The 23,093-nt window shown below is 68.3% G+C and carries 26 protein-coding genes and 2 pseudogenes; 13 read left to right on the top strand and 15 right to left on the bottom strand.

Annotation, left to right across the window (positions count from 1 at the left end; all coding sequences use genetic code 11):
• Window positions 1–95: 95 nt before the first annotated feature.
• The 3 genes from ACFWJB_RS00825 to ACFWJB_RS00815 form a co-directional block, all read right to left on the bottom strand.
• Window positions 96–998 (bottom strand): hypothetical protein, encoded by a 903-nt coding sequence (locus ACFWJB_RS00825; RefSeq protein ID WP_386919398.1) that lies wholly within the window; start codon window positions 996–998, stop codon window positions 96–98.
• Window positions 999–1,270: 272 nt separating this feature from the next.
• Window positions 1,271–1,402, bottom strand: a complete 132-nt coding sequence (locus ACFWJB_RS00820) for a DUF397 domain-containing protein (RefSeq protein WP_386919863.1) — start codon at window positions 1,400–1,402, stop codon at window positions 1,271–1,273.
• Entirely contained in the window at window positions 1,365–2,279 is a 915-nt protein-coding gene (locus ACFWJB_RS00815) for a helix-turn-helix domain-containing protein (RefSeq protein WP_386919861.1), read from the bottom strand. The genes ACFWJB_RS00820 and ACFWJB_RS00815 overlap by 38 nt, the downstream gene beginning before the upstream one ends.
• A 181-nt stretch (window positions 2,280–2,460) precedes the next feature.
• On the opposite strand from ACFWJB_RS00815, the gene ACFWJB_RS00810 reads away from it, so the two are divergent.
• Window positions 2,461–2,937, top strand: coding sequence for an ATP-binding protein (locus ACFWJB_RS00810; protein ID WP_386919859.1), 477 nt, complete (start codon window positions 2,461–2,463; stop codon window positions 2,935–2,937).
• Between the two features lie 19 nt (window positions 2,938–2,956).
• Here the strand turns inward: ACFWJB_RS00810 and ACFWJB_RS00805 are convergent, their stop codons facing one another.
• Complete coding sequence (locus ACFWJB_RS00805; protein WP_386919396.1) at window positions 2,957–3,310, bottom strand: VOC family protein; 354 nt, start codon at window positions 3,308–3,310, stop codon at window positions 2,957–2,959.
• An 82-nt stretch (window positions 3,311–3,392) separates the two neighbouring features.
• On the opposite strand from ACFWJB_RS00805, the gene ACFWJB_RS00800 reads away from it, so the two are divergent.
• Together ACFWJB_RS00800 and ACFWJB_RS00795 are read left to right on the top strand one after the other, a co-directional pair.
• Window positions 3,393–4,223, top strand: coding sequence for a M55 family metallopeptidase (locus ACFWJB_RS00800; protein WP_386919394.1), 831 nt, complete (start codon window positions 3,393–3,395; stop codon window positions 4,221–4,223).
• Between the two features lie 30 nt (window positions 4,224–4,253).
• A complete protein-coding gene (locus ACFWJB_RS00795; RefSeq protein WP_386919392.1) occupies window positions 4,254–4,790 on the top strand; it encodes a GNAT family N-acetyltransferase in 537 nt (178 codons plus the stop codon).
• A 10-nt stretch (window positions 4,791–4,800) separates the two neighbouring features.
• Here the strand turns inward: ACFWJB_RS00795 and ACFWJB_RS00790 are convergent, their stop codons facing one another.
• Window positions 4,801–5,451: a TetR/AcrR family transcriptional regulator gene (locus ACFWJB_RS00790; protein ID WP_386919390.1), complete on the bottom strand. Its 651-nt coding sequence runs from the start codon at window positions 5,449–5,451 to the stop codon at window positions 4,801–4,803.
• A 122-nt stretch (window positions 5,452–5,573) separates the two neighbouring features.
• On the opposite strand from ACFWJB_RS00790, the gene ACFWJB_RS00785 reads away from it, so the two are divergent.
• Window positions 5,574–6,248, top strand: a complete 675-nt coding sequence (locus tag ACFWJB_RS00785; protein ID WP_386919388.1) for an SDR family NAD(P)-dependent oxidoreductase — start codon at window positions 5,574–5,576, stop codon at window positions 6,246–6,248.
• Between the two features lie 4 nt (window positions 6,249–6,252).
• Here the strand turns inward: ACFWJB_RS00785 and ACFWJB_RS00780 are convergent, their stop codons facing one another.
• Together ACFWJB_RS00780 and ACFWJB_RS00775 are read right to left on the bottom strand one after the other, a co-directional pair.
• Window positions 6,253–6,885, bottom strand: a complete 633-nt coding sequence (locus ACFWJB_RS00780; protein ID WP_386919857.1) for a class F sortase — start codon at window positions 6,883–6,885, stop codon at window positions 6,253–6,255.
• 195 nt (window positions 6,886–7,080) lie between these two features.
• The gene (locus ACFWJB_RS00775) at window positions 7,081–7,704 is read right to left on the bottom strand and encodes a hypothetical protein (protein WP_386919386.1); all 624 of its coding nucleotides are present in this window, start codon (window positions 7,702–7,704) and stop codon (window positions 7,081–7,083) included.
• Window positions 7,705–8,165: 461 nt separating this feature from the next.
• Here ACFWJB_RS00775 and ACFWJB_RS00770 point away from each other — a divergent pair, with 461 nt between their 5' ends.
• Both ACFWJB_RS00770 and ACFWJB_RS00765 read left to right on the top strand, forming a co-directional pair.
• Entirely contained in the window at window positions 8,166–8,351 is a 186-nt protein-coding gene (locus ACFWJB_RS00770; protein WP_386919384.1) for a hypothetical protein, read from the top strand.
• Between the two features lie 390 nt (window positions 8,352–8,741).
• Window positions 8,742–9,767, top strand: a complete 1,026-nt coding sequence (locus ACFWJB_RS00765) for a hypothetical protein (protein ID WP_386919383.1) — start codon at window positions 8,742–8,744, stop codon at window positions 9,765–9,767.
• Here ACFWJB_RS00765 and ACFWJB_RS00760 read toward each other — a convergent pair.
• Window positions 9,707–10,600, bottom strand: a complete 894-nt coding sequence (locus ACFWJB_RS00760; RefSeq protein WP_386919381.1) for a DNA-methyltransferase — start codon at window positions 10,598–10,600, stop codon at window positions 9,707–9,709. The genes ACFWJB_RS00765 and ACFWJB_RS00760 overlap by 61 nt on opposite strands.
• Window positions 10,601–11,063: 463 nt before the next feature.
• Here ACFWJB_RS00760 and ACFWJB_RS00755 point away from each other — a divergent pair, with 463 nt between their 5' ends.
• Window positions 11,064–11,723: an HAD family hydrolase gene (locus ACFWJB_RS00755; RefSeq protein WP_386919379.1), complete on the top strand. Its 660-nt coding sequence runs from the start codon at window positions 11,064–11,066 to the stop codon at window positions 11,721–11,723.
• Here the strand turns inward: ACFWJB_RS00755 and ACFWJB_RS00750 are convergent.
• A complete protein-coding gene (locus tag ACFWJB_RS00750) occupies window positions 11,704–12,978 on the bottom strand; it encodes a transcriptional regulator (protein WP_386919377.1) in 1,275 nt (424 codons plus the stop codon). The two genes, ACFWJB_RS00755 and ACFWJB_RS00750, sit on opposite strands and share 20 nt — an antisense overlap.
• Before the next feature lie 361 nt (window positions 12,979–13,339).
• Between ACFWJB_RS00750 and ACFWJB_RS00745 the strand changes: the two genes are divergently transcribed.
• The 4 genes from ACFWJB_RS00745 to ACFWJB_RS00730 are packed head-to-tail and all read left to right on the top strand — an operon-like array spanning window position 13,340 to window position 16,716.
• The gene (locus tag ACFWJB_RS00745) at window positions 13,340–13,699 is read left to right on the top strand and encodes a hypothetical protein (RefSeq protein ID WP_386919375.1); all 360 of its coding nucleotides are present in this window, start codon (window positions 13,340–13,342) and stop codon (window positions 13,697–13,699) included.
• A gap of 20 nt (window positions 13,700–13,719) precedes the next feature.
• Window positions 13,720–15,006: a radical SAM protein gene (locus ACFWJB_RS00740; protein ID WP_386919374.1), complete on the top strand. Its 1,287-nt coding sequence runs from the start codon at window positions 13,720–13,722 to the stop codon at window positions 15,004–15,006.
• The gene (locus ACFWJB_RS00735) at window positions 15,003–15,908 is read left to right on the top strand and encodes a radical SAM protein (protein ID WP_386919372.1); all 906 of its coding nucleotides are present in this window, start codon (window positions 15,003–15,005) and stop codon (window positions 15,906–15,908) included. The genes ACFWJB_RS00740 and ACFWJB_RS00735 overlap by 4 nt, the downstream gene beginning before the upstream one ends.
• Before the next feature lie 37 nt (window positions 15,909–15,945).
• Entirely contained in the window at window positions 15,946–16,716 is a 771-nt protein-coding gene (locus ACFWJB_RS00730; protein WP_386919370.1) for a hypothetical protein, read from the top strand.
• A 57-nt stretch (window positions 16,717–16,773) separates the two neighbouring features.
• Here the strand turns inward: ACFWJB_RS00730 and aspS are convergent, their stop codons facing one another.
• From aspS to ACFWJB_RS00715, 3 genes are all read right to left on the bottom strand, one after another.
• Window positions 16,774–18,084: an aspartate--tRNA(Asn) ligase gene (gene aspS, locus ACFWJB_RS00725; protein WP_386919368.1), complete on the bottom strand. Its 1,311-nt coding sequence runs from the start codon at window positions 18,082–18,084 to the stop codon at window positions 16,774–16,776.
• A gap of 407 nt (window positions 18,085–18,491) precedes the next feature.
• Window positions 18,492–19,121 carry a hypothetical protein gene (locus ACFWJB_RS00720; protein ID WP_386919366.1) on the bottom strand — a complete coding sequence of 210 codons (630 nt, stop codon included), beginning with the start codon at window positions 19,119–19,121 and terminating at the stop codon, window positions 18,492–18,494.
• 108 nt (window positions 19,122–19,229) lie between these two features.
• Window positions 19,230–19,937: a nucleotidyltransferase domain-containing protein gene (locus tag ACFWJB_RS00715; RefSeq protein WP_386919364.1), complete on the bottom strand. Its 708-nt coding sequence runs from the start codon at window positions 19,935–19,937 to the stop codon at window positions 19,230–19,232.
• 265 nt (window positions 19,938–20,202) lie between these two features.
• Here ACFWJB_RS00715 and ACFWJB_RS00710 point away from each other — a divergent pair, with 265 nt between their 5' ends.
• The gene (locus tag ACFWJB_RS00710; RefSeq protein WP_386919362.1) at window positions 20,203–20,718 is read left to right on the top strand and encodes a hypothetical protein; all 516 of its coding nucleotides are present in this window, start codon (window positions 20,203–20,205) and stop codon (window positions 20,716–20,718) included.
• 176 nt (window positions 20,719–20,894) lie between these two features.
• Here the strand turns inward: ACFWJB_RS00710 and ACFWJB_RS00705 are convergent.
• The 3 genes and pseudogenes from ACFWJB_RS00705 to ACFWJB_RS00695 all read right to left on the bottom strand — a co-directional run bounded on the left by ACFWJB_RS00705 (window position 20,895) and on the right by ACFWJB_RS00695 (window position 22,461).
• Window positions 20,895–21,216 (bottom strand): annotated as a pseudogene (locus tag ACFWJB_RS00705) (hypothetical protein).
• A gap of 112 nt (window positions 21,217–21,328) precedes the next feature.
• Window positions 21,329–21,547: pseudogene (locus ACFWJB_RS00700) on the bottom strand (hypothetical protein); the annotation flags it as partial.
• Between the two features lie 188 nt (window positions 21,548–21,735).
• Entirely contained in the window at window positions 21,736–22,461 is a 726-nt protein-coding gene (locus ACFWJB_RS00695; protein ID WP_386919360.1) for a hypothetical protein, read from the bottom strand.
• 271 nt (window positions 22,462–22,732) lie between these two features.
• Between ACFWJB_RS00695 and ACFWJB_RS00690 the strand changes: the two genes are divergently transcribed.
• Window positions 22,733–22,870 (top strand): hypothetical protein, encoded by a 138-nt coding sequence (locus tag ACFWJB_RS00690; protein WP_386919358.1) that lies wholly within the window; start codon window positions 22,733–22,735, stop codon window positions 22,868–22,870.
• Window positions 22,871–23,093 lie beyond the last annotated feature (223 nt).

Genomic DNA, 23,093 nt, shown 5'->3' with positions numbered 1-23,093 from the left:
CCCACCTCCTCTTCGCACCGGTACCGATGCCGCATTTCGCATCGTCCCACATGAAGCCTCCCACTCGGGTCTGGAGCGCACACCCGCCCACCCGCTCAGCCCGCCGCGCGGAGGTCGGGTGCGGGGCGGCAGTCCCGGCAGTGGCCCGGGGTCTGTGCGCGGAAGGCGCGTTCGCAGCCGTCGCAGGTCTGGAAGGGCAGGACGGCCGGGGGCTCCGCGGCCCGGGGGAGCGGGCGCGGCGGCGGGGCGGGGAGGGGCGTCTCCCTCAGGCGGAACGCGAGGATGCCCGCCGGGCGGCTCAGGAGGCGGTCGGGGAGCCGGGCGGTGAGCCAGTCGGTGATCTCGTGGGCCGTGACACCGGCCGCGAGCCACCGGGTGACGTCCGGCGCGAGCCGCACGGCCTCCCGCTCCGACAGGACGAGGCGCGGATCGACCCGGCGGAGCGCCGCCAGAACGGCGACCGCCCGCGGATCGGCGGCGGCCGGCGGATTGTCGTCGGCCGGCGGATCGGCGTCGGCCGACGGTACGGGCTCCTGCGGAGCGGGTGCGGGCGCCGCGGGGGGTACGGCTTCCCCGGTGGCCGCCCGCGCACGGGGCCGGGCCCGCTTCGGCGGCTCGGGCGGGCCGTCCGGGGCGGACGGGGCGGGGCCGCCCGGTACGTCGGAGAAGTACGTCCGGGTGCGGATACGCCCGCCGGCCACCCGCTCGCGCCGCCGTTCCAGGTACCCGGCGGCCTCCAGCTCCCGCAGCGCCCGCGAGACGAGGATCTCGCCCTCGGTGAAGTGCTCGCACAGCGCGGCGATGCTGACGGGGGCGCCGTCGGGCAGGGAGAGGATGTAGACCGCCACGCCGATCGTGACCGCGCTGCCGCGCCGCTGGGCGAGGGCGTTGGAGATCACCGTGAAGTCGGCCGTGAGCCGGGTGCGGAGGTGGATCACGCCGGAGGTCGGAGCTCCGGCGTCGGCGCGCAGGCGCGCGTTAGACTGCGAGTCAGCCATCGGGAAGGGGTCTACTTCCTGATCGGTCAGGCCCTCGATCGGGATTGCCGTCCCGGCCGGGGGCCGTCGTCCATCTGCGGTTGTCGCGGCGAACGTAACCGCCCGCATCCCGCCCCCGCAAGCCGGCCACTCGGACGGGTGACGCGGCCGGGAGGGTGGGTGGGTGGGTAGTTCTTTCCCCGGTTCTTTGGGGAGGTCAGTGGCCCACCGGCCCCTCGCGAACGAGGCACCGGCGGACCCGGAGGGCAGTCGGCGACCGGTGCCCGGTTGACTCAGAGGCGGGGCGAGACGGCCTTCAACTCACCTATGAACGCGGCCCACGCACCCACCCGGAAGGCCACGACGGGCCCCCCGGAGCGCTTGCTGTCACGGACGGGGACGAGGGAGGGAACCCCGTCGGCCACCTCCACGCAGTCGCCCCCTGCTTGATTGCTGTAGCTGCTCCTGCGCCAGACGGCGCCGCTCGGATCGGGACGGGACATTCGAGGCACGGTAGTTGCCCTCCGTCATGGACCGGATCATGTCGAGCGACATGAGAGGAGGCAGGGCTGCCGCCCGTAGCCGATCGTAAATCACCTTGTAGCGAACGACCTTGGCCGGTTCCTCGATGAGTTGGCCGTAGTCGGAACCTTCTGTGTAGGCCACCTCCGAGCCGTCCGGGAGAGCAAGAAGGGTCAGCGATCCACCCATTGCTTCGTGCCCGCCCTGGTCGAACGGCAGGACCTGGATCGTGTTGTGGCGGTCGGCCGCCGCATCCAGCAAGCGTCCCAACTGCTGCCGTGTCACGTCTCGTCCGCCGATCGGACGTCTCAGCACCGCCTCGTCCAGAATGACGCACAGCTCCGGCCGGTCGCTCGAACTGAACCGCTCCTGGCGCCCCATGCGGGCAGCGACCCTTTCCTCCAGCTCCTCTTCGCTGTCGAGCAGCGCATCGAGGCTGAGGACCGCCCGCGCATAGTCCTCGGTCTGCAGCAGACCGGGCACCACATGGGCCGCGTACTGCCTGATGGCCACCGCCCGCTCCGAGTACTCCATGAACTTGCGCGACCAGTCGGGAAACGCCTCGCGATACACGTACGGCCACAGCTCGACGAGCAAGTCGTCCGCACCGAGGGCGGCGTCGAGGGACCGCGCCAGCTCCAGCGTGGGCTTCGCGCCGGACGCTCGCTCGATCTGGGTGATCCGCGTGCCCACCACGTGCGTCATCGCGCCGAGCTCGGCCTGGGTCAGTCCGGCCGCCGTGCGGAGCCTGCGTACGCGCGCGCCGAAGAGCGCGGCCATGGACGCGCTCGGGTCAATTGCGTTGGCCAAGGCGTCACTTCCGTTGCTTACGAACCGAAAGGTAAGGCTGTGTCACCTTTCGAGCGTAGGCCGACGGGACGACCCTTGAACGCGGAACGTGACGACGCGTGCGCGCTGCGCGCCGTCGTCCAGATCGACGGACAAGGACGTGCCAGCCGTGCTGACAGGAACGACCACCTCGCCGGACGACCCCGGCACCGCCGTCAATGGCGAACCCCGCACGTTCAGGCGGCAGTTCGCCTCCACCCCGCTCGGCGCCCGGCGGGCCCGGCACCTGGCCGTACGGTGCCTGGAGGAGTGGGGGCTCCCGCCGGAGTCGGACGTGTCGGGTGCGGTGGCCCTGGTCGTGGCCGAACTGACGGCGAACGCCGTCCGGCACGGCCGTGTCCCGGGCCACGACTTCGGCCTCCGGCTCGACCTGGACGGGACGGCGGGCACGCTCCGCATCGAGGTCGCGGACGCGGCCTCCGTGAAGCGGCCGCCCGCGAGTCCGCCGACGTCACCGCCGGAAGGAGAGTCGGGCCGGGGCCTGTTCCTGGTGGACATGCTCGCCACCCGCTGGGGCGCCGAGCCCCGGGACCCGGTGGGCAAGACGGTCTGGGCGGAGGTGGACGTGCCGGCCGGCGACAGCCGGTGAGGCGGCCGGCGGCGGTCGCCTACTGCTGCCGGCGGCCGAGGACGCAGAACTCGTTGCCCTCGGGGTCGGCCAGGACGACCCACGACTGGTCACCCTGACCGATGTCGACGCGCTGTGCGCCGAGGGCCTCGAGGCGGGCCACCTCGGCGTCCTGGTCGTCCGGCACGAAGTCGAGGTGCAGCCGGCTCTTTGCCTTCTTGGGCTCGTCGAGCAGGACGAACTCCAGCCCCGGTGCCTGGCCCGCCTCCGGACGGATCGCGAACTCCACGTCGGAGGTGTGGACCACCACCCACCCGAGAGCCTCGGCCCACCACTGTCCCAGGGCCGCCGGGTCCGCCGAGTGGACGATCACGTTCTGCCACTTCAAGGTCATGATCCGAGCTTAGGCTTGCCGGGGCCGGCGGAGCAGGCACTTTCCTCCGTCCCGAAGCGACTTGGCTCGAGGAGACTGCGCAGTGCGGATCTACATCAGTGCGGACATGGAAGGCATCTCGGGGCTCGTGGATGCCGACGACGTCCAGCCCGGCGGCCGGGACTACGAGCGTGGGCGGCTGATGATGGCGGAGGACGTCAACGCCGCGATCCGTGGCGCCGTCACGGCCGGCGCCACGGAGGTCACCGTCAACGACGCGCACGGCCCGATGCGCAACATCCTGCCCGAGTCGCTGCATCCGGCGGCCCGCCTCGTCCGCGGCAAGCCCAAGCAGATGGGGATGCTCGAAGGCCTCACCCCGGAGCACGACGCCGTGGTCTGCGTCGGCTACCACGCGCGGGCCGGTGCCCTCGGCGTGCTGAGCCACAGCTTCATGGGGCACGAGATAGAGGACATGTGGCTGGACGGCCGGCCCGTGGGCGAGATCGGCCTCGCGCACGCCACCGCGGCCGCCATCGGCGTACCGATGGCGGTCCTCACCGGCGACGACATGGCCTGCGCGGAGATGACCGAGTGGGACGCGTCGGTGACGACCGTGCCGGTGAAGTACGCGCGGGACCGGTTCGCGGCGGAGCTGCGGCCGGCGGAGGAGGCACGGGCGGCCGTCGAGAAGGCGGTCGCCGCCCGTCTCTCCACGGTGCCCGAGGCGCCGGAGGCTCCCGCGGACCCGTCCGAGCTGACGGTCCGCTGGCAGTCGGCTTCGGTGGCCTCGACGCTCCTCGGGATACCGGGGGTCACGTCGGTGGACGCCAGGACCGTCCGGGCGCGGGGCGACCTGCCCGGCCTCTACCGGCTGTTCGGCGTGTGGATGCGGGTGGCGGCCTCCCTGACCAACCAACCGCCGTACTGCTGACGTCGGCGCCCCGCTGTTAGCGTGCGCCGGATGGAAGATCTGGAATCCACGGCCTGGCCGCCCGAGCCGATCAGGGCCGAGAGGCTCGTGCTCCGCGCGTCCGAGGCCCGGGACCGCGCGGCGTTCGTCGACCTGTACGCCTCGCCCGAGGTGCACACCTACCTCGGCGGCCCCCGCCCGCGTGCCGAGCTCGAACGCGAGATGCCGGAGGTGCCAGGGCGGCGTCCGGGGCACTTCGTCGTCGACCTCGACGGGGCGATGATCGGCCAGATCCTGCTCAGGCGGGCAACGGGACACGGCCGCCCGGCTGCCGAGGGGAAGCCCGATCTCGGCTACCTGTTCCTGCCGCGGGCGTGGGGCCACGGGTACGCCGCCGAGGCGTGCGCGGCGGCACTCGGCTGGCTCTCCGGTGCCCTTCCCGGCGAGCCGGTGGTGCTCACCACCCAGACCGCCAACACCGGCTCGATGCGCCTGGCGGCGAAGCTGGGCTTCACCGAGGTGGAGCGGTTCGAGGCCTGGGACGCCGAGCAGTGGCTCGGCATACGGCCCCCGGCCGCGCTCGGCTAGGGCGACCCGGTCAGTGCTTCGTCCGCCGCCCGGCCGGGGTGGCGGCGGCGAGTCCGGCGACGACGGCGGCGGTCAGCGTGTCCAGATAACCCGCGTCCACGGGCGGTGCGCCGGGGACGAGCAGCCGGAGCAGCAGGGGCGAGATCAGCAGGTCGGTGCCCAGTTCACGGTCGAGCCCGGTGGGCAGTTCGCCCCGGTCCACGGCCCGCCGCAGGATGGCGGCGGCGGCCTCCCGGCGAGGTGCGAGGACGGCGATGCGCAGCGACTCGGCGAGCGCGGGGTTGCGCGCCGACTCACCCAGGAGGTCGGCGGCGATCCGGACCACCCGGGGGTCGGCGGTCTGGGTGGCGGCCACGTCGAGGAAACCGCGGACGTCGCCGGGCAGGGTGCCGGTGTCGGGAGCCTCGGGCACCTCCCGGCGCACCAGGCGGGTCACCAGGTCGAGGAGCATGGCCTCCTTGGACGCCCACCGTCGGTAGAGCGCGGCCTTGCCGACGCCGGCCCGCTTGGCGACCGAGTCCATGGCCAGGCGGCTCCAGCCCGCCGCCGTCAGTTCGTCGAAGGCCGCCTTCTCGATGGCGGCGGACACGTCCTCGTTCTGAGCGGGCCCGCGGGTGCCCCGGCGGCGGCCCGGGGCGGCGGCGTTGTCTATGTCGGGCATGCGACGACGATACCCCGAAACGCGGAACACTTGCGTTCCGGGTTTGCCCGGCCCTATGGTCACCTCACAACACGGAACACCTCAGTTCCGTGTTTCTCCAGCGCCCGGGAGAGGGATTCACTGTGCCCAGCATCGCCATCGTCGGAGCCGGCCCCGGTATGGGACTGGCCATCGCCCGTACCTTCGGTTCCCGCGGCTTCGACGTCGCCCTCATCGCCCGCGACCGGGACAAGCTCGACGACCTGGTCGCCCGGCTCGACGCCGAAGGCATCACCGCCGCCGCGTTCCCGGCGGACGTCCTCGACCACGAAGCGCTCACCCAGGCGCTCAAGGGCGCCGCCACGCGCTTCGGCGGCATCGACGTCCTGGAGTACTCCCCCGCGGGCAGCCTCGCCTCCGCCAAGCTCACCGCTCCGTCCGAGACCGACCCGGCCGACGTGCAGTGGGCGATGGACCTCCTGCTCCACGGGGCCATCGCCGCCACCCGCGCCGTGCTGCCCGCGATGCGCGAGGCCGGAGCGGGCACCCTGATCTACACCAACGGCGCCGGCTCGATCGACCCCACCCCGATGCTCGGCAACCTCAACGCCGCCCAGGCCGCGCTGCGCAACTGGGTGCTCGGCCTGCACAAGGAACTGGCCGACACCGGAGTCCGGGCCGCACACGCGGTCATCGGCGTGTGGGTCGGCACGGACGCCCCGCCCGGAGTCCCGGCGGCCCCGGCCGAGGAGATCGCCCCCCTCTACTGGGAACTGCACACCCACCACGACGAACCCGAACGCGCCTTCACGGCCTGACGCCTCACTGTCGGGGCTGGGAGGTTCGGACGAGGTCCGCGTAAAGGATGATGTTGTCGGGCCGGTGACCGTCCTGCAGGTCGCCGCCGCAGGTGACCAGTCGCAGTTCGGGCGCCGTGGTGTCGCCGTAGACCCGCTGTGTGGGGAAGTGCTTCTTGTCCACCTGCTCCAGGTCCGTCACGGCGAAGACGGCGGTGGAGCCGTCCGCACGGTCGACGGTGATGGTGTCGCCCGGCCCGACACGCGCGACGTTCCGCATGACCGCCGGCCCCTTGGCGGTGTCGTAGTGGCCGATCAGGACGGCCGGCCCGGTCTGGCCGGGCGTGACGCCCTCTCGGTACCAGCCGATCAGGTCGGCCTGCTCCTCGGACGGCACCTGGACGGTTCCGTCCGAGGCGAGACCCAGTTCGAGTACGGGGCCGGTGTCGACACCGGCGGCCGGGATCCGGACGCGGACCGGCCGCGAGGAGTCCAGCGGGGCCGGCGGGGGCGCGGACGCGGCCGGCGAGGCGGCAGCGGCCGGGCTGGCCGCCGCGGCCGGGGTGGGCGTCGCGGCGGGAGTGCGGGCGGAGGCGGTGACGTGTGCGCCCGCCACGGGAGGTGCGGCCGCGGGGCCGTTCAGGCCGCTGACCGTCATCCAGCCGCCGACGGCCAGGGCGGCCACAGCCCCGGCGGCGGCCCACGCAAGACGGCGAGAAGGACGCGGAGCGGTCGCCGTGCCGGAGGCGGACGGGGGTGCGGCGTTCATCGCTGCCTCCTCGAAGGTACTGGGGGGACGTGTACGGCGGGCCGCCGGAAGCACCGGTGGCCCGCCCGACACGAGGGCGAGGTGTCAGACACCCGCGCCGATTCCACGACGGCGGCGCACCACGAAGGCCAGACCGGCCAGACCGGCCGCGCTCAAGGTGGCGCCGCCCGCCAGCAGGACGGTGTCCGTCCCCTCGGTGCTCTCGGCACCCGCCGCGACCCCACCGGCCGGGACGACCCTGGTCTGCGTGCCGCCCGTTCCCGGCTGGGTGCCGGTGTCCGCGGGCTGGGTGGTGTCCTTGCCGTCGTCGTCCGTGGTGGTGCAGTTGTCGGGGAGGGTGGGGAAGGGGGTGGTGCGCCAGGGGGCGGGGTCGCCCTGGGAGCGGTCGAGGAGCAGGGGCGTGGTGGTGTCGGCGTCCTTGATCCTGAGGCCGTTGGCGAGGTCCTCGGGGTGGGTGCGGTCGACGGTCGCCTGGGCCTTGCCGGTGTCGTCCTTGAGGACGGCCGTCGGCCCGTCGGTGCTGTTGGTCATGTCGATGGTCCAGCCGCCGAAGCTCGCGCCGATCGTCTTCGTCACCGTGCACTCCGGCGACGCGGTGCCGGGGTCGGCGGCGAAGGCGACGGTCGGAGCGCACAGTGCGCCGGCCAGTGCGGCGGTGGCGACGGCGGCACGCAGGACGACGCGGGGACGCGAGAGCGCGGCAGACATGGATCCCCCCAGGGATGACACGAGCGTGAGTGGTGCGAGCGAGAGATACGGCCCGTGCTGCCTTCCGTCCCGGCGTCCGGTCCGGCCCCTGGCAGCGGGCGATGCGCCAAGTGTGCTGCCCGATTGACCTCGACCGATGAACGAATTGTCATCGCCCGGTAACAGAGGAACGACCTCTTTGTTCGCTCGCTGACGCTTCGCCAGAGACCTGGTCGACGCGTAGGCCCGCTACCGGCCCCGCGAGGTCGGATGCGAACACGACAGAGGGCCCGGTGTCACTTGCACACCAGGCCCTCTGACCACTGTCGGGGTGGCGGGATTTGAACCCACGACCTCTTCGTCCCGAATGAGGTTCGGGCGGGGTTGGTGCCGGGTCGTTCGGTGTTTTGCCTGGTCAGGGCGTTGGGGTGCGGTGGTCTCGGGTGGTCTGGAGGGGGCTTGGGGAGCAGGTTGGCTCCCAGATGGCTCCCAGCGAGGTCAATGCAGAGCGCGTGTCGCGCGCCGACGGCTGCCTGGTCCAGAACACGTTCGGTGAGGGCGTGCTGGACTTCGAGGTGACCGCAGGAGCCCGCTCGGGTGCGTTGTGCCTGTTTCAGTACAAGACCGGGGCCTCCCAGGCGGTGCCTGTCAGGAGGACGCCGCCTTGAGTGGCCCCGGGGACCTCAACCTACTCACCCAATCCCATGCTCGTTGGCGCGGGCATTCGGCGAGCATGCAAGCTCCAGTGGTTCAGTCTGGCGCGCTCTCCGTGGCAACACCAGAGTGGAGCATGGAGTCGTTCATCCGCTTTTGGCGACGCGAGGGTCAACCGGACCGCAAGGCTCTGGCCAGATGGGTCAGGGGACCGCTCCGATCCTGCTCGCCCCGAGGGCGTTGGCCTCTTTGTCTCGTCCCTTGCTGTTCCCGCGAGGCGGCGATCTGGATAGCATGATCCAATGGCTACGCTAGGCGGTAACCCCCCGCTCTCAGAGTACGAGGAAGCGTTGGGCTTCCCCGAAGGGTTCGCAGCTCGCTCACGCCCTCAGGCCAGCGAGCGGGTGACCGAGGTTCTGGCACTGCGCCAGCAGAACAAGCGGCGCAGATTTCTTCTCGGCGTCTTGTTGGCGTACATCGGGGTAGCCGAACAAATCCTCTCTCAAGATGGCGTCGAGTCACTTCAACATGTGTTTGAAGTTCACCCGCCCCATGAAGAATCTGCTGGCAGGAAACTCAATACCCTGACCCTCGGGACACCCTCCGTTTCGCTGCGCACCTACTATAATCTCGCTGAGAGGGTGATCCTTGGAGGTCTGCTCCGCATTGGATATCCGAATGCGGCTCCTCATGCTACCCAATCTTGGACGCAGCATCGCAGAGAATTCGAGCTGATCTGCGAGATGAGCCCCGGCGAGCGTGCTGCACTGGCGGATGCTCTATGGGATGAGGCTCTGGCTCTTGAAGAGCAGGAGAGTCGATCGGGAGAAGAACGGGCAATTCGTCCGTTTGAATACGTCATTCGGCACTTTCCCAATACCCAGAGGGGTGAGCCAGCAGGTTCGGTTCTCCAGGGTCTTGCCTACGCCTACTACCGTGCTGACAGTCCGAACGTTACATTGCGAATTCAACGGGTCGGCTCAGGGTCCGCTCGGATTGGCGCCACAGGGGATGTGGATGGCTGGATCGGTGACACTCTCGAATTGAGTGTCGAAGTCAAAGACATGGACATGACTCTTGACAATACCCACCAGTTCAATCAGTTCGTTAAACATCTCAGTCGATGGCCGAACTGCACAGCCGTCGCGTTTGCGCAAAGTTTCAGCGATGAGGCGATTGAGTGGCTTGCCGAGCGAGACATACTCGCCTTTGACCGTGGCCGCATGGAGAGTAATGTTGCGTACTGGGACCTCCCCAAGCAGCGTCTTGCGGTGCAGGAATTCCTTTTCTACCTTGCGGTGGTTCAACAACACCCGAAGCTGATTCAGCGCTTTAAGGGATTCTGCCAAGAAGCAGGCATCAACCTGGATCAGTCCTTCACTTTGAAGGCTGCCAATGCAGGGATCGAGCCTGAGGCCAGCGAAACGTAGTCGGCGTCTTTTTCAACCCCGACACTCTTGTACCCGATGGCCTCGGCTGCGGCCAAGGTCGAACCAGAGCCAGCAAATGGGTCTAGCACGACACCTTCCCCTAGCGGGAGGGCTGCACGAACGACCTTACGCAAGAAAGCTTGGGGCTTCAGGCTTGGGTGCGGGGCTAGTTTTTTCTCAGGTGGGCGAGTGGGCGAGGAATCAATTACGTCACCGAACGGTTGCTGCTCACTCACCCGCCTGAGCCCACCCGTGCCCCACTTGCGAAGGTTGTCTGCCACGGTCCCCTCGAAGGGTTTACGGAACAGTAGCCACGGTTCCCACATCGACCGGGGCATCACAGTCACGTCGGAAAATTCTTCATGCGCGTTCTTGGGGCGGTCGCCGCCGCGCATGGTCATTACCCTTCGTACAATCTCCCCGCGCCTTTCCAGCCCTGCATCAGCTACTGCACCACTGATGAGGTAAGAGAGGAGAGGGTTACATGCAACCATCACGTGGGCTCCCGGAGTCAATACCGGAACCAGCGCCTTTGCCCACTGATGAAAGAACTTGGCTAGGGCATCTCGCTCAGCGTCGCTCAGCGTCGTAAAGCGAGGGAGCGGAGATCGCTTATGCCCATTCAATGTGGGGGGAATTCTCCACACCCCTCCCTTTCCGTGGCGCAGTTTTTTCTGTTCTTTCTCAGTGTACTCGATGATTCCGTACGGTGGATCTGTGACCACTGCGTGGATCGAGTTATCCGGTTGAGCGGCGAGCCAATCGATGCAATCGGCGTGATACAAGGAGGCGTTCCCGTGAGTGAACGCTGGGGCGTAGCCTGCGAATTCCATCTGTGTGACTGTCATCGGGTGCTCGTCAGTCGGTATCGGCCGCGTGCAGTGCGGGAGAATACTGTCGGGGTATTGTTATTCAGGTACGAACGCACGGAAGAGGCGGGAACGTCTTTCCCGACTCGTCCTGATACGGCTTCCCGGATTTCCGCGACGCTGGCGTCGGCTCCGTTGCGGTCGCGCAGGAACACTACGATGGCATCTCTGACCTGACCAGGGCGCAAGCGTTCACTCATGCCGTGAGGCTACAGCGTTTGACGTCTAGACGTCAATGACCTGTCCGTGTGATCGCTGCCGCTTGCTTCGGGGGCCAGCCCTCGCGGAAGGCGCCTCTCCAGCGCACGGTTGCAGACGCGCTGCGGGCGTGGTGGTCTCTGCGCTCAGGCCAAGGGCGGAGGGAGTATTTGGTCGCGGTCCGACATGGGTGCCTCGCCATTGAGCCCGACCGTCTAACCTGCGGAGCATGATTCGTGCGGTGGTATTCGACGTGGGCGAGTGTCTCGTTGACGAGACCCGGGAGTACGGAACGTGGGCGGACTGGCTGGGGGTGCCACGGCACACCTTCGCGGCGATGTTCGGGGCGGTCATCGCGCAGGGGCGCGACTACCGGGAGACGTTCCAGGAGTTCCGGCCCGGGTTCGACCTGACCGAGGAGCGGGAGAAGCGCGCGGCTGCCGGCAAGCCGGAGTGGTTCGGCGAGGACGACCTCTATCCGGACGTTCGGCCCACCCTGGCCGCCCTGCGTGAAGCAGGGCTGTGGGTTGGCATCGCCGGGAACCAGACCGTGCGGGCCGGCGGTCTGCTGCGCGGGCTGGACCTTCCTTCCGACATGATCGCCACCAGTGACGACTGGGGGGCGTCAAAGCCGGACATCAGCTTCTTCGAGCACGCCATCGAGGCGACGCCTGCCGAGCCCGGCGAGATCCTTTACGTCGGTGACCGGCTCGACAACGACATCCGTCCTGCCGTGCAGGCGGGGCTCCTGACCGCCCTCATCCGACGCGGCCCCTGGGGCACGATCCAACAACGCGACCCGGACGCGGACGCGATCGCGACCATGCGCATCGACTCACTCGCGGAACTGCCAGAAAAGATCGCCAAGTTCAACGCTGAAGGGCGCTGACCGTCGTGCCCCAGTCGTAGAGACGGTCATCGAGGTTCCGGACGCACTGCTCGTTTTGCCAGGGAGCGAGCGTGCGCCGGACCTCCCGGATGCGATCCATACCAGTGGCGTACCAGGTGATAGCCAACTGGTCGAGGGCCATGATGGCGTACCTGCATGCCTCCTCCGGCTTGCCATCCGCGGCTTCGACCGCAGCGAGGTCGCCAAGGACGACGGTGCGCTGTTTGTCCGACTCGGGTGGCAGACCGTCGAGTACGTCGTGGAGCGTCTGGCGAGCCTGCGGCAGGTGGCCGGCCTTCAACTGCGTGTTGCCTTTGAACGCGGAGAGGCGGACGGGGCTGAACCAGTCCACCCAGTCGGGGGTGGCATGTTCGGAGCCGGCAGCGAGTGTGTCCTCGGCGCGGCGGATCAAGCGCAGGGCTGCGTGAGGATCTCCGCAGCGGGTCTCGCATTCCGCCTCTACGGCGTCCAGCCACGCCCAGAACTCCGCTGATGCGTACCCGCGGCGGGCGTAGGTACGGGCGGCCAGCATGCGCTCGACTGCGGCTTCCCGGTCGTCCGCCCAGCCCGGGATGAAGGCCATGTGCGCGAGGATGGCCGCTCCGAGCAGAGGGTCGTCTGCTTCGCCTGCAGCCTGTAGAGCCCGTAGGAGGGTCTCTGAAGCCTGCCCTGGCTGTTGCAGGTCGAAGAACTCGATACGGCCGGCCAGCAGGTAGGACTCGGCCAGTGCGGCCGCGACGGTCTGACGGGTTGGGTTCGCCGTCTCTGGGAGGAGAGCGCAACCGAGACGCGCATGCTCCAGGATCGCCGGATGTAGCACGGCAGGAGCGACGGACCAGTACAGGTGCCGATGCGCGCGGGTGACAGCCTCGAAATCCCTGCCGACAGTCGTCGGCTGTGTTGTGGCTCCGCTTTGAGCGGGGACGGAAGCGAGCCTGGCTCCGGCCAGGGGTGCTCGGGGGGCGCTGCCGGTCGCGGTGCTGGGCTGGGTTCGCGCGCTTCCCCACGGAGGTGTGAATCCGAGGTCTTCCATGCTCTGCCCCAGGAGGTGGGTCAGGACCCGGTGCACATCGGGCTGCGGCCAGGGCGGTGAGGCGGATTCCCAGCGTCGGATCTGTCGGACGCCGACAGCCAGTCCCCTGATGCCGAGGCTTGGCGCCACCTTGGTGATGGCGTCGGCCAGGGCTTGCTGGGAGTTGTATCCGGCAGCCAGACGGGCGGCCTTGAGCTTGATGTTGCCTGCGGGACGCGCCATGGATCTCCTCCGGGACGAGCTCTCGTCAGAGAGCGACATGCGATGTCCTCATCGTGGCGCAAACACACCCCTCAGAGAGCAACAAGGTCCCCTATAAGACCTCTTGATGACCTGCCAGAGTCCTCGAATAGGACCTTACGGGTCAGCATGATGTCACCACGTCACTGCGAAGCCACGTCTCACCACGCTGCTGTGCACCGCAGAGCGGCGGGGCTGAAGACCGGGGGCCTGCACAACCCCGTGCCCGGTTGTCGTCGCAGTGCTGCCAAGCGCCGCCCCGCCCGCACCCCCCGAGCGGGGCGGCACCCGCCGGTCTCCGGGGGTTATTCGAGTACATCCAGCGCACGAGGAAGGATCAGCCATGCCTCAAGCCAGGCGAGAGAAGAAGGACCACCTGATCTACGCGGACGTCGTGGACTCCAAGTCCAAGGCGGGCGTGTGGATGGGTGAGCGCGCCTCCTTCCAGGAGAAGCAGGGCCGCATCATCGAGGCCCTCAAGGAGCGCACCGACTGGGTCGAACTGAAGAACGCGATCATGGTCATCGGTACCGACCCGGCCGGCATCACGGTCATCGCGCCGAACCCGACGCTGCCCGGTGTGATCGTCCTCGCCGACGGTGGTTCGCCGGCCACCTCGGCGAAGCTCCAGGCCGCGGCCGAGGAGAAGGTCCGCGAGGTCATGGGCGAACTCGGGATCGCCGAAGAGGAAACGGCGGCCTGACCACCATGGCCGTCCCCCGGATGCTGTGGGGGAAATACTTCCAGTACGAGCGGGACGGGGAAGCGGTTCTCCTCGACCCGGTCGCGCTGGACAGTGTGTTCATCGACTCCGGCGAGGTCCACGACCTCGCCGGGGTCCCCCCGACCGCGACTCATGAAGCCCTCGCAGGGCTCGGCTTCACCCCCGGCGGCCCCGTGGCCGACCGGCGCGAAGCACTCCGTGACCGACTTCGATTCCTCGGCCTGAACGCCAGCCCCTCTCGTATCAGCGGTCTGCGCGTGGTCCTCACCGACCGCTGCAACATGGCCTGCACCTACTGCTTCGTCGATACCAACACCGGCAAGCCGGACATGACGAAGGAAGAGCTCTCCGAGGGCCTGGAGTTCCTGTTCGAGCAGAACGCCGGGCAGGAAGAGGTGTCCATCCAGTGGTTCGGCGGCGAGCCGACCATCCGCTTCGACCTCATGCAGTACGGCGACCAGCTCGCCGACGCCCTCGCCGACCGCTACGACGTGGCGAGGGTGCGGCGCACAGTCGTCACCAACGGCGCCCGTCTGACCGACGATGCCCTCGACCACTTCGTGGCGTACGAGTACGGAGTCGGTATCTCCATCGACGGCCCTCCGGGCATCAACTCCGCGCACCGCCTTCTGCTCGGCGGCCAGCCCGCAGACGACCGGATCCGCCGTAACGTCGCCCGGTTCGTCGAGGCCGATGGGCTGCACGTGGGCTGCAACCTCACCCCGACGGCCGCGAACATCGGACGCCTCGCCGAGACCGTCCGGTGGATCATCGATGACCTTGGGCTGAAGTTCATCTACGTCAACACGCCCATCCCGACCGCGGGCCGCTGGCAAGTCAACGGCACCGACCTGGCACGCGAGCTGTACGAGGCCAGGCTGACCGCCCTGGCACGAGGCGGAATGCTGTTCTCCGTCCTGGACCGCGCCTTCCAGGCCCTGGACACCCGCCGGCCGATGCTGTTCGACCACATGCAGGGCGACCGCAGCCTGAACGCCGCCCTGCTGCCCGGCAACCGGGTCAGCCTGTGCGACATCAACTTCACCGAGCCGTCGTTCCTGCGCACCCTCGATGAGGTACGAGCCGATCCGGACAGCCTGACCGGCGTGGCGAAGAGGGTCGCTCCCATCCCCGAGTGCGGGAACTGCCCGGCACTCGCGATCTGTGGCGGCCCGTCCCGCAACGAGCAGGCCCTCATCGGCGGCGATACCCCGGACCCCGAGATGTGCGCGTTCTACACGAGCACCGTGGAGATCGCCGTGTGGGACAACACGGGGGTGCAATGAACGCCCACGTTCGCACGGCGCTGATCTCCACGGCGGGGCACTGCAAGGTGGCCTGCGGGTTCTGTTTCCGTGCCGACCGCGCTCACGGCTTCCTCGACACCGCGACCTACGCCCGCACCTTGTCGCGGCTGAAGGAGATGGGCGTGGACGGGGTGTCCCTGACCGGCGGCGAACCGACCCACCACCCGCAGCTCAGGCAGCTCGTGCGGCTGGCCCGCCAGTTCGGTATGTCTGTGTCGATGGTGACCTCAGCTCGGGCCGTGGCCGAGGTCGTCACCCTCTCCACGGTGGCGCATCTGTTGGCCAACGTGACCGTCTCCGCCGACTCACAAGGCGCGATGCTGCTGGGACGCACTACCCGCACAGCGGCTTCGGGCATCGACACGCTGCGCGCGATCAGTACCGAGACGAAGATCCTGCACGTCACCTGCTGGGGCCTGAGCGACAGCGAGTGCCGAGACCTGGCCGGCCTCGTATCCGACGCAGGAGTGGAGGTCCAGTTCAGCCCGGTGGTCCTCGACGAGCGTGCCCTGCGCCGCGACGGCAAGTCGGTGCAGGACTATCTGGTCCAGCAACATCTCGACGCCGACGTGCTGGGCCGCTACTTCAATCTGTCCGACCGGTACCGGGAGTACCTCGGCGAGCTGCGGGATCTCCAGCTGCCCGCCATAGGGGGCGAGCGCTGGTCGTGCCGCTCGGGGACCGCGTACGTGTCCGCTGACGGCCGCATGCGGCGCTGCCCCTACGGCCAGGCGTCGGTCAGCGTCAACGCGCCCCGTGCCGAGATCAGACAGTTCCTGACCGCTCCGGCGCAGGACCGGGTGATCCCGGACTGCGCTGCCATCTGCCGCCCTTCCGCCGCGTCCGACGAACGCAGTGCGTCGTGTGCCGCGCAGGCGTGAGGGCGGGCTGCCCGCACACGACTCCATGGACTGCCCTATGACGATCACGACTCGTGATGACTTCACCCGCCGGTGGCGGCAGCCGCCGAACTTCCCGCTGGACGTTCGCTTCGACTACACGTTCCTGCCCGCCGTGGACGTCCTGGACCACATCCGCCAGGACGAAGAGGTCCGGTTCACGATCCTTGGGGACGACGACTGGCAGGCGCGCATGGACCGCACCGCTGCCTTCCGCACCGCCCCGCTCGAAGAGGTCGTCACTTGGCCGTTCCGGCTGGTGCACTTCAACCTCAGTCGCTTCTACGACGACCTCCTGAGCGACTTTCAGGATGAGGTCATGATCCCCTGGCGCACCCACCTGTCCGCCCGGGGCTTCACCTGGCAGCGACTGGCACCCATCCTGTTCCTGTCCACCGAGGGTGCGTCATCGACGTACCACAATGACAACTCGCACGGACTGGTTTGGCAGGTCCACGGCACCAAGACGTTCCACAGCTACCTCGACCCCGACAAGCATCTGTCAGCCGATGCGGCGGTCATCGGTGAGACGACCGGCGAGGAACCGCCCGAGCACGACGTGGCCGATCGCCACTCCGTCACCATGCGGCCCGGGGACCAGCTGTGGAGCCACGCTCTGGCACCCCACTGGGTCACCACCGAGTCGGAGCTCGCGATGAGCGTCACCCTCTCCCACGGTGGCCTGTGCCACCAGGGCCTCTTCTCCGAGCGTGAGCTGGCGCTGCGGGCGTACTGGGACAAGAACCCCAGCGAGGCATGGATGCATGACCTGCGCAACGTCCGCTACTGATACCGCGGCCCACGACACGAGGCGCTCGCCCGTGTCGTGGGCCGCAACCACGACCGGCTACGGCGTGAGCCGGTTCGGCCCGCGGAAGAGGAAGGTGGCCTCACGGATGGAGTCCAGGCCGAGCATGACCATCAGCACTCGGCCGAGGCCCATGCCGAGGCCCCCGTGCGGCGGGCACCCGTACCGGAACGCGTTCAGGTAGTCCTGCATCGGCTCGGTGCTCATGCTCTTCTCGGCGGCCTGCTTCAGCAGCACGTTGTACCGGTGCTCGCGCTGCGCGCCGGTGGTGACCTCCAGGCCCTTCCACAGCAGGTCGAAGCTCAAGGTCACGCTCGAGTCATCGGCCGGCCGCATGTGGTAGAAGGGCCGGATACCGACCGGGTAGTGCGTGATGAACACGAACTCATGCCCGGTGGCCTCCTTGATGTGAGCCGAGATGCCCCGCTCACCCTCCGGGTCCAGGTCCTCCTTGACCCCTGCCGGGTCCCAGCCGCCCTTGCGCAGGATCTCGTGCGCCTCGGCCATGGTGATGCGGGGAAAGGGCGTCGTGGGTACGGTGACCTCGACACCGAAGTGCTCGGCGATCGCCTCACCGTGCGCGTCGGCGACCTTGGCGATCGCGTGGGCGAGCATCTGCTCCTCGAACGCCATCACGTCCTCGACCCCGTCGATCCAGGCCAGCTCCACGTCGACGCCGGTGAACTCGGTGGCGTGCCGGGAGGTGAACGACGGTTCGGCGCGGAAGACCGGCCCGATCTCGAAGACCTTGTCGACGCCGGCCGCGATCGCCATCTGCTTGAAGAACTGCGGCGACTGCGCCAGATAGGCGTTGCGGCCGAAGTAGCCGAGTTTGAAGACCTCCGCGCCGGACTCCGAGGCGGTGCCCATGAGCTTGGGGGTGTGCATCTCAGTGGCGCCCTGCGCGTAGGCGTACTCGCGCATGCCCTGTTCCAAGGTGGTCTGCACGGCGAACATCAGCTGGGTGGCGGGACGGCGGCGCACGTCCAGGAAGCGCCAGTCCATCCGCTGCTCCAGGCCGGTGTGCTCGTCGATCGGCAGCGGCGTGGCGGCCGGGTTCAAGACCTCGACCGCTTCGGGGACGATCTCAAGGCCGCCGAGCTTGACCTGGGCCGCGTCGACGACGCGGCCGGTGATCCTCACGGCGGACTCGGATGTGAGGGCTTCGAGCTGGGCCTCCAGTGGCCCGTCGTCACGCTTGTGGGTCACCTGCACCATGCCGGTGCTGTCCCGCACGATGACGAACTGCATCTTGCGCTGCAGGCGGAGGGTGTTCACCCATCCGCAGACGGAAACGGTACGGCCGACGTGTTCTCGCAGGTCGGAGACGTGTACGCGGCTGTGGATCATTTCGGTCCTCCGAAGGACGTCGTCATGATCCCTTGGGAGTGCGGGCGAGAAGGGCAACTCGCGGTGCCACCGCACTTTCGCCGCCACAGAGTGGCGGCCTCATTCAGGCCCGGTGACGGGGGCCGGCCGGCGGGGCATTGGACCACCAGACGGGGTCGTTCCTCCCCGCGCTCAGGAGGGTCTTCACCTCGGGACGCGAGACCACCTTCCCAGCTTCCGGCGGCTCTCTCTGCTCGCGTGATCCCTGGCTACTCGTCTCCTTCAACGCGTTGCCCAGCAGGATACGGAGCGTGCGGCAGCGGTGGCAATCAAGAAACTCACCTGGCTGGGGAGAACCTGCCGTGAGCGCGGCCATGCGACGGGCGATGGTCGCCGATGCCGAGGAACTCACCCACGGCTCGAACGGATCATGAAGCCCAACCATGGCTCAGGGCGAGCTGGCCAGCCTGATACACGTCGCGCTGCTCGGTGATCCACCGCTCGACCAGGTCTACGGATTCCGTGACGGGCTGGTCCGTGGTGTCGAGCAGTTGAGTGCGCCAGCGGGGATCATCGGCGTGCCAGTTGGTCCAGCGGTGCCAGGCCATCTCGGGCCAGCTGTTGTCGATGATGACGTCGGGCCGGTGGCGGGGGTCGAGGGCGTGCTGCCGGTGCCATGCAGCCCAGCCGAGGAAGGCGTCGACCGCCGGAGCGTCCCACCGGCCGGGGGAACGCTCGGCGAGGCGAGCGCGCCGGACCTCGTCGGCGACATCAACCAGACACACGGCGATACCGTTCAGCAGTGGCGCGGAGGGCACGGCGAGGACTTCGCCCAGAGGAGACTGTCCCGTGAGCAGAAGGTCAACGCCGCGTTCCTGGTACTCCAGCGCACGTCGCACCCACATCTCGGTCATGCGGTGGCGCCAGTGAAGGTCGGCGCCCTCCGGCACACCGAGTTCATCGAAGTCGTGCACGACGATCCGCCGGAGCCTGCCGACCGCGGCGTAAGCGAGCGCCGTCTTGCCCGAGCAGCTGGACCCGGTGAGCTTGAACAACATCGCCCCAGAGTGCCAGCGCCTCAGCGCCTCTCTCGACCCGTTTCTGCGCACTCCCCGCCCGCGCCGGGTGCCGAGCGAGGCCGCTCGCCCGGCCAGATTCCAGCCCACTCATGGCGCTACGCCGCCGCGTTTGTAGCCATCCCACAACCGGCCGCCGGCCTGCCCGAGTACCTCGTCCACCACGTCGAGGAGGGGCTCGATCTGACCGTCCAGCACCTCACGGACGGCGTGATGCAAGCGCATGCTGAGCCCTGGTGCCGTGGACTCAAGTCGACGAGCCAGCCACTTCCCGCCTCCATTCCAAGACCCGCCGATAGCCAAGGCCAACTCACCGGTTCGTCGCGCCAATTCGGTGGCGATGAACAGCCGCTCGCCTTGGTCGGTGCTTCCCGAGAGGTCGTCGAGGAGGTCGGTGATCGCGTAGCGGCGGTCATCGATCTCTTCGGCCGACACGGTGGGCGGTCCCGCGGCGGTCAGCCTTCGGGCTTCAGCAGCGAGGCGGGCACCGACTCCGTCGATGTCGAAGAGCAGCAGCCCATCGGCGCACATCCACAGCAGTGGCGATCGGCGCTTGTGTACTTCCCGCTCGACGTACGCGTACCAACTCGCCTCGGTGTGCACGAACAGCTCCACCGGCCAGTCATCGTGCCGGAAGCTTGCCCGGTAGGGCGCCGGGGCTCCATGGAGCAGCACCACGATGTCGAGGTCAGACGTCGGCGTGCGGCGGCCCGTGACGACGCTGCCTCCTAGGAATGCCGCCCGAGCGTCAGAGTGACGTTCGTCTACAACGGCACGCGCAGCGTGAATCGGGTCCATGCAGCAACTATGTGCACCCTGCCTGTCGCGCGCACGGGGTTTCTTCGCCCGCACCAACGATGGAATCAGTTCAGTTTGTCCGTTGTCACCCAACTTAGTCGTCGTGTCACCGTACTTAGGCGACTGACGTTCTGTGTCAGCCAACCCAGTCGCGGTAGTCACGGACGTGCGGTTCCCTCCGTCCACACACCGAGCAGACTGCGGCCCCGTCCTCGGCTCGCGATGTACGCTCGCGCGCACAACGCGCATTGGGGGGACCAGCACCGTGGACGTCAGTACTTCGGACCTACTCGTCTGGCGTAACGAACACCGAGGGCGCCAGCTCAAGCAGCTTCTCGCGGATCGGGAAGCCTATGAGCGGCGGCGCAGTCAGGCAGCACAAGCTATCCGCGAGCGGTGCATGACTCACGAGACCGACGCCGACCGCCTCCTGTTCCAAGACAGCGGAGAGAGTCAGCGCGTTCGAGGACTGGCACGCGGGGACTTCGCTACCGCCCTCGACCCGATCCCCAGTGAACGTCAAGCCCTCGAAGCACGGGAGGCAAGCCTAAGGGCCCATTGGAACGACCCCGTTGTCTGGACCCGGACCACCATCGGCGCTGCCCTCAAGATCTACCACTACAGCATGAGCTGCGGCCGTGTCTCCGGTGCCGGTCGGCATCCTGACTCGTTCCACACGCAGTTCGAGTCCGAAGCAGAGGCGCGTGGTCTTACCCCCTGCGGTGTGGACCACTGCCGCTGGGCCCGTGAAGAGCTGGATCGCCTGTTCCCGCGTGCGTGAACCTGACCACGGCGTTTGACACTCTTCGCTGTTGTAGGTTCTCACTTTCGACGTCATGTGTCGACGCTGCGACCTGGACGTTCCCCCCTCAGTCTCACGACATGTCGGCAGGCGGCTGTCTCAGAGCGGTGTCATTTCCTCGGGCTGTCCAGCCGCCTCCACCACTCTCAAGGGCGTCACGAACCTGCATCGGCAACCATCCGTTCCACCCACTCATGCACCTTCACTGCTCGCTCGATGCGGCTGAGGATGTCCTTCTTGGACGCCGTGTCCCAAGGTCTCCGGGATCTTGTCGAAGGTGTCGGGAAGAACGTTGAGGAGACCCCAGATCTGTTCGCCGGTGCTGACGGTCAGCAGTTGCTGGCACCTCCACTGCAGCGGCGTCTCGGGCCGGTGCGTGAGCCACTGCACGAGTGTCGGGAACAGGTAGTGCGTCGCATCTGCGGCGAGGTGCTCTCGAAGCCAGTCGACCGGGAGCCGCTGGCTGAAGCCGTGCATGGCGGCCTCCTGGGCCAGGTCCAGGAGCTGAGCGGTGTCGACGGCTCGGACGGTGCGGGGAAGGGTCGGGGCCGCCGAGATGATCCCAAGAAGCCTCCGCGGCGCCGAGAGGTCAGATTGGCCGGGACTCGATCTGCGGACGGGTAGAAGCCCAGACTTCCTCGAACTCCTCGGAGGCGAGTTGTTCGGGGTCGTGGCCTTCCCATACCGAAACGGGCAGCTCGGCTGTGATGCCGAACCTGCTGTCGTACTCACCGAGGCGGCCTGCGTCGCGGGCCCGCTGCCACTCGGCGAGGGAGGCAGCTGTGATCGGGATCAGCTCAGGCCCCTTCGAGTCCGACCGCCGAGTCACCCGCGGGTGTCCGTAGCGGGCCAGGGCCGCACGGGAGGAACAGTAGGGCCGGGCTCGGACATCGCCGAGTCACTGCCGTCGGTGTCGTCCGGGTACAGGCGGCGGTTGAGGAGGCGGCCGAGCGTGTGCACGGCGGTCTGGATCGCCAGGCGGTCGGCGGCCGTGAGCTAGGGGCCCAGCTGCGGGTGGTCGCTGCTCACGGCGGTCCATCCGGCGGGCTCGAAGGGATCGGGGTCGAACCTGACGCTGAAGGTCTCTCGGGAGCCTGACAGGCCGAGGGTCAGCTCGACGCCGTGGATCACGGCCTGGCCCTCGCCCCCGACGGGGACGGCGGTCCGAAACGCCGTCAGATGCTCTTTGCGGGGGGTGTCCAGTTCCGCCCAGTGCTTCTGCGCGGCCTCCTGGGCAGCAGCCAGTAGCGCGAGAAGGCTCTCGCCCGCGTCCACCTTCCGGTCGGAGTTGGTGGAGTCCTCCAGCAGGATGCCGATGCGGTCCAGGGCGATGCTCAGGTGCCAGGCGGCCCAAGTCGCCCAGTCGGGCCGGCAGGTGAGCATCGCGGGCCGGACTAGGGACCATGCGTGCTGGGCGAGTTCCCGCACGGGCTCGGCGGTGAGCGGTGCGTAGGGCGGAAGGATGCCGACGCCTTCGGCTGTCTTGTCGGTGGGTTCGACGCCGCGGGCGCGCAGGTCATCGTAGACGGTGTCGCGGGAGACGTCGGCGGCGCGGGCGAGTTCGGCGACGGTGCGGGTGCCCGCCCACCAGGCGGCGGCCATCAAGTCGGCGCGGTTGTCGGCGAGGCGGTCGCGGCGGGTGGCCCAGCCGCGCAGAGCGGCCAGCGCCGCGCCGCGCACGTCTGTCGGTTCGGTGTCGAGTGGGTCGACAGTGGAGTCCATGCCCCTCACGGCATGTCGAGCGATTCGACATGTCGACTGGTTCGACGCTTTCGGGGCCTTTCCGGGAAGCAGAGTTGACGATTCGTAACCTGTCTCACTGGAGTTGGGCCGTGTCTCACTGAAGATGGACGGAGGCTGGTCCGTCTCACCGAAGGTGGACAGTAGGCGCGCGACCGGCTCGAAAGTGGAAGGGGCCAGAGTGCCCTCGTCTGGGGAAAGCGCCGTCCGTGCGGTACGTGTCGCGCTACTGTCCCCACCTTGCGGCACTGACATGTTGGGAGATGACGAGGACCGGACAGAGCTAAAGGCCAAGATCGACGAGCTGATGCGCCAGTACGACGAGGAGGAGATTGACGGCGCAACCTACGCCCAGGCGATGATGGAGTTGACCACCTCCGCCCAGGAGTGATGACCGGTCCGCAGTTGATCCCCTCGTCATAGGTGAGCAGCCGACCCATCTCACCGAAGGTGTACAGATGCGCGGTACCGCTGGTCACGCCTGATCTATCGAGTACTTGGCCAGAGCCTCGGCGTCAGCGCGAGGCTACGGTCGTCTCACCGGCAGGCGCCTCTCCGGTGTCGGCGCACCATCGACGGTGAGTTCCGACTCCATCCCCACTCTCGAGTTGGAG

The organism is Streptomyces sp. NPDC127100, assembly GCF_042724095.1.
GTDB lineage: Bacteria > Actinomycetota > Actinomycetes > Streptomycetales > Streptomycetaceae > Streptomyces.
This window is presented reverse-complemented; position numbering and strand designations above follow the sequence as displayed.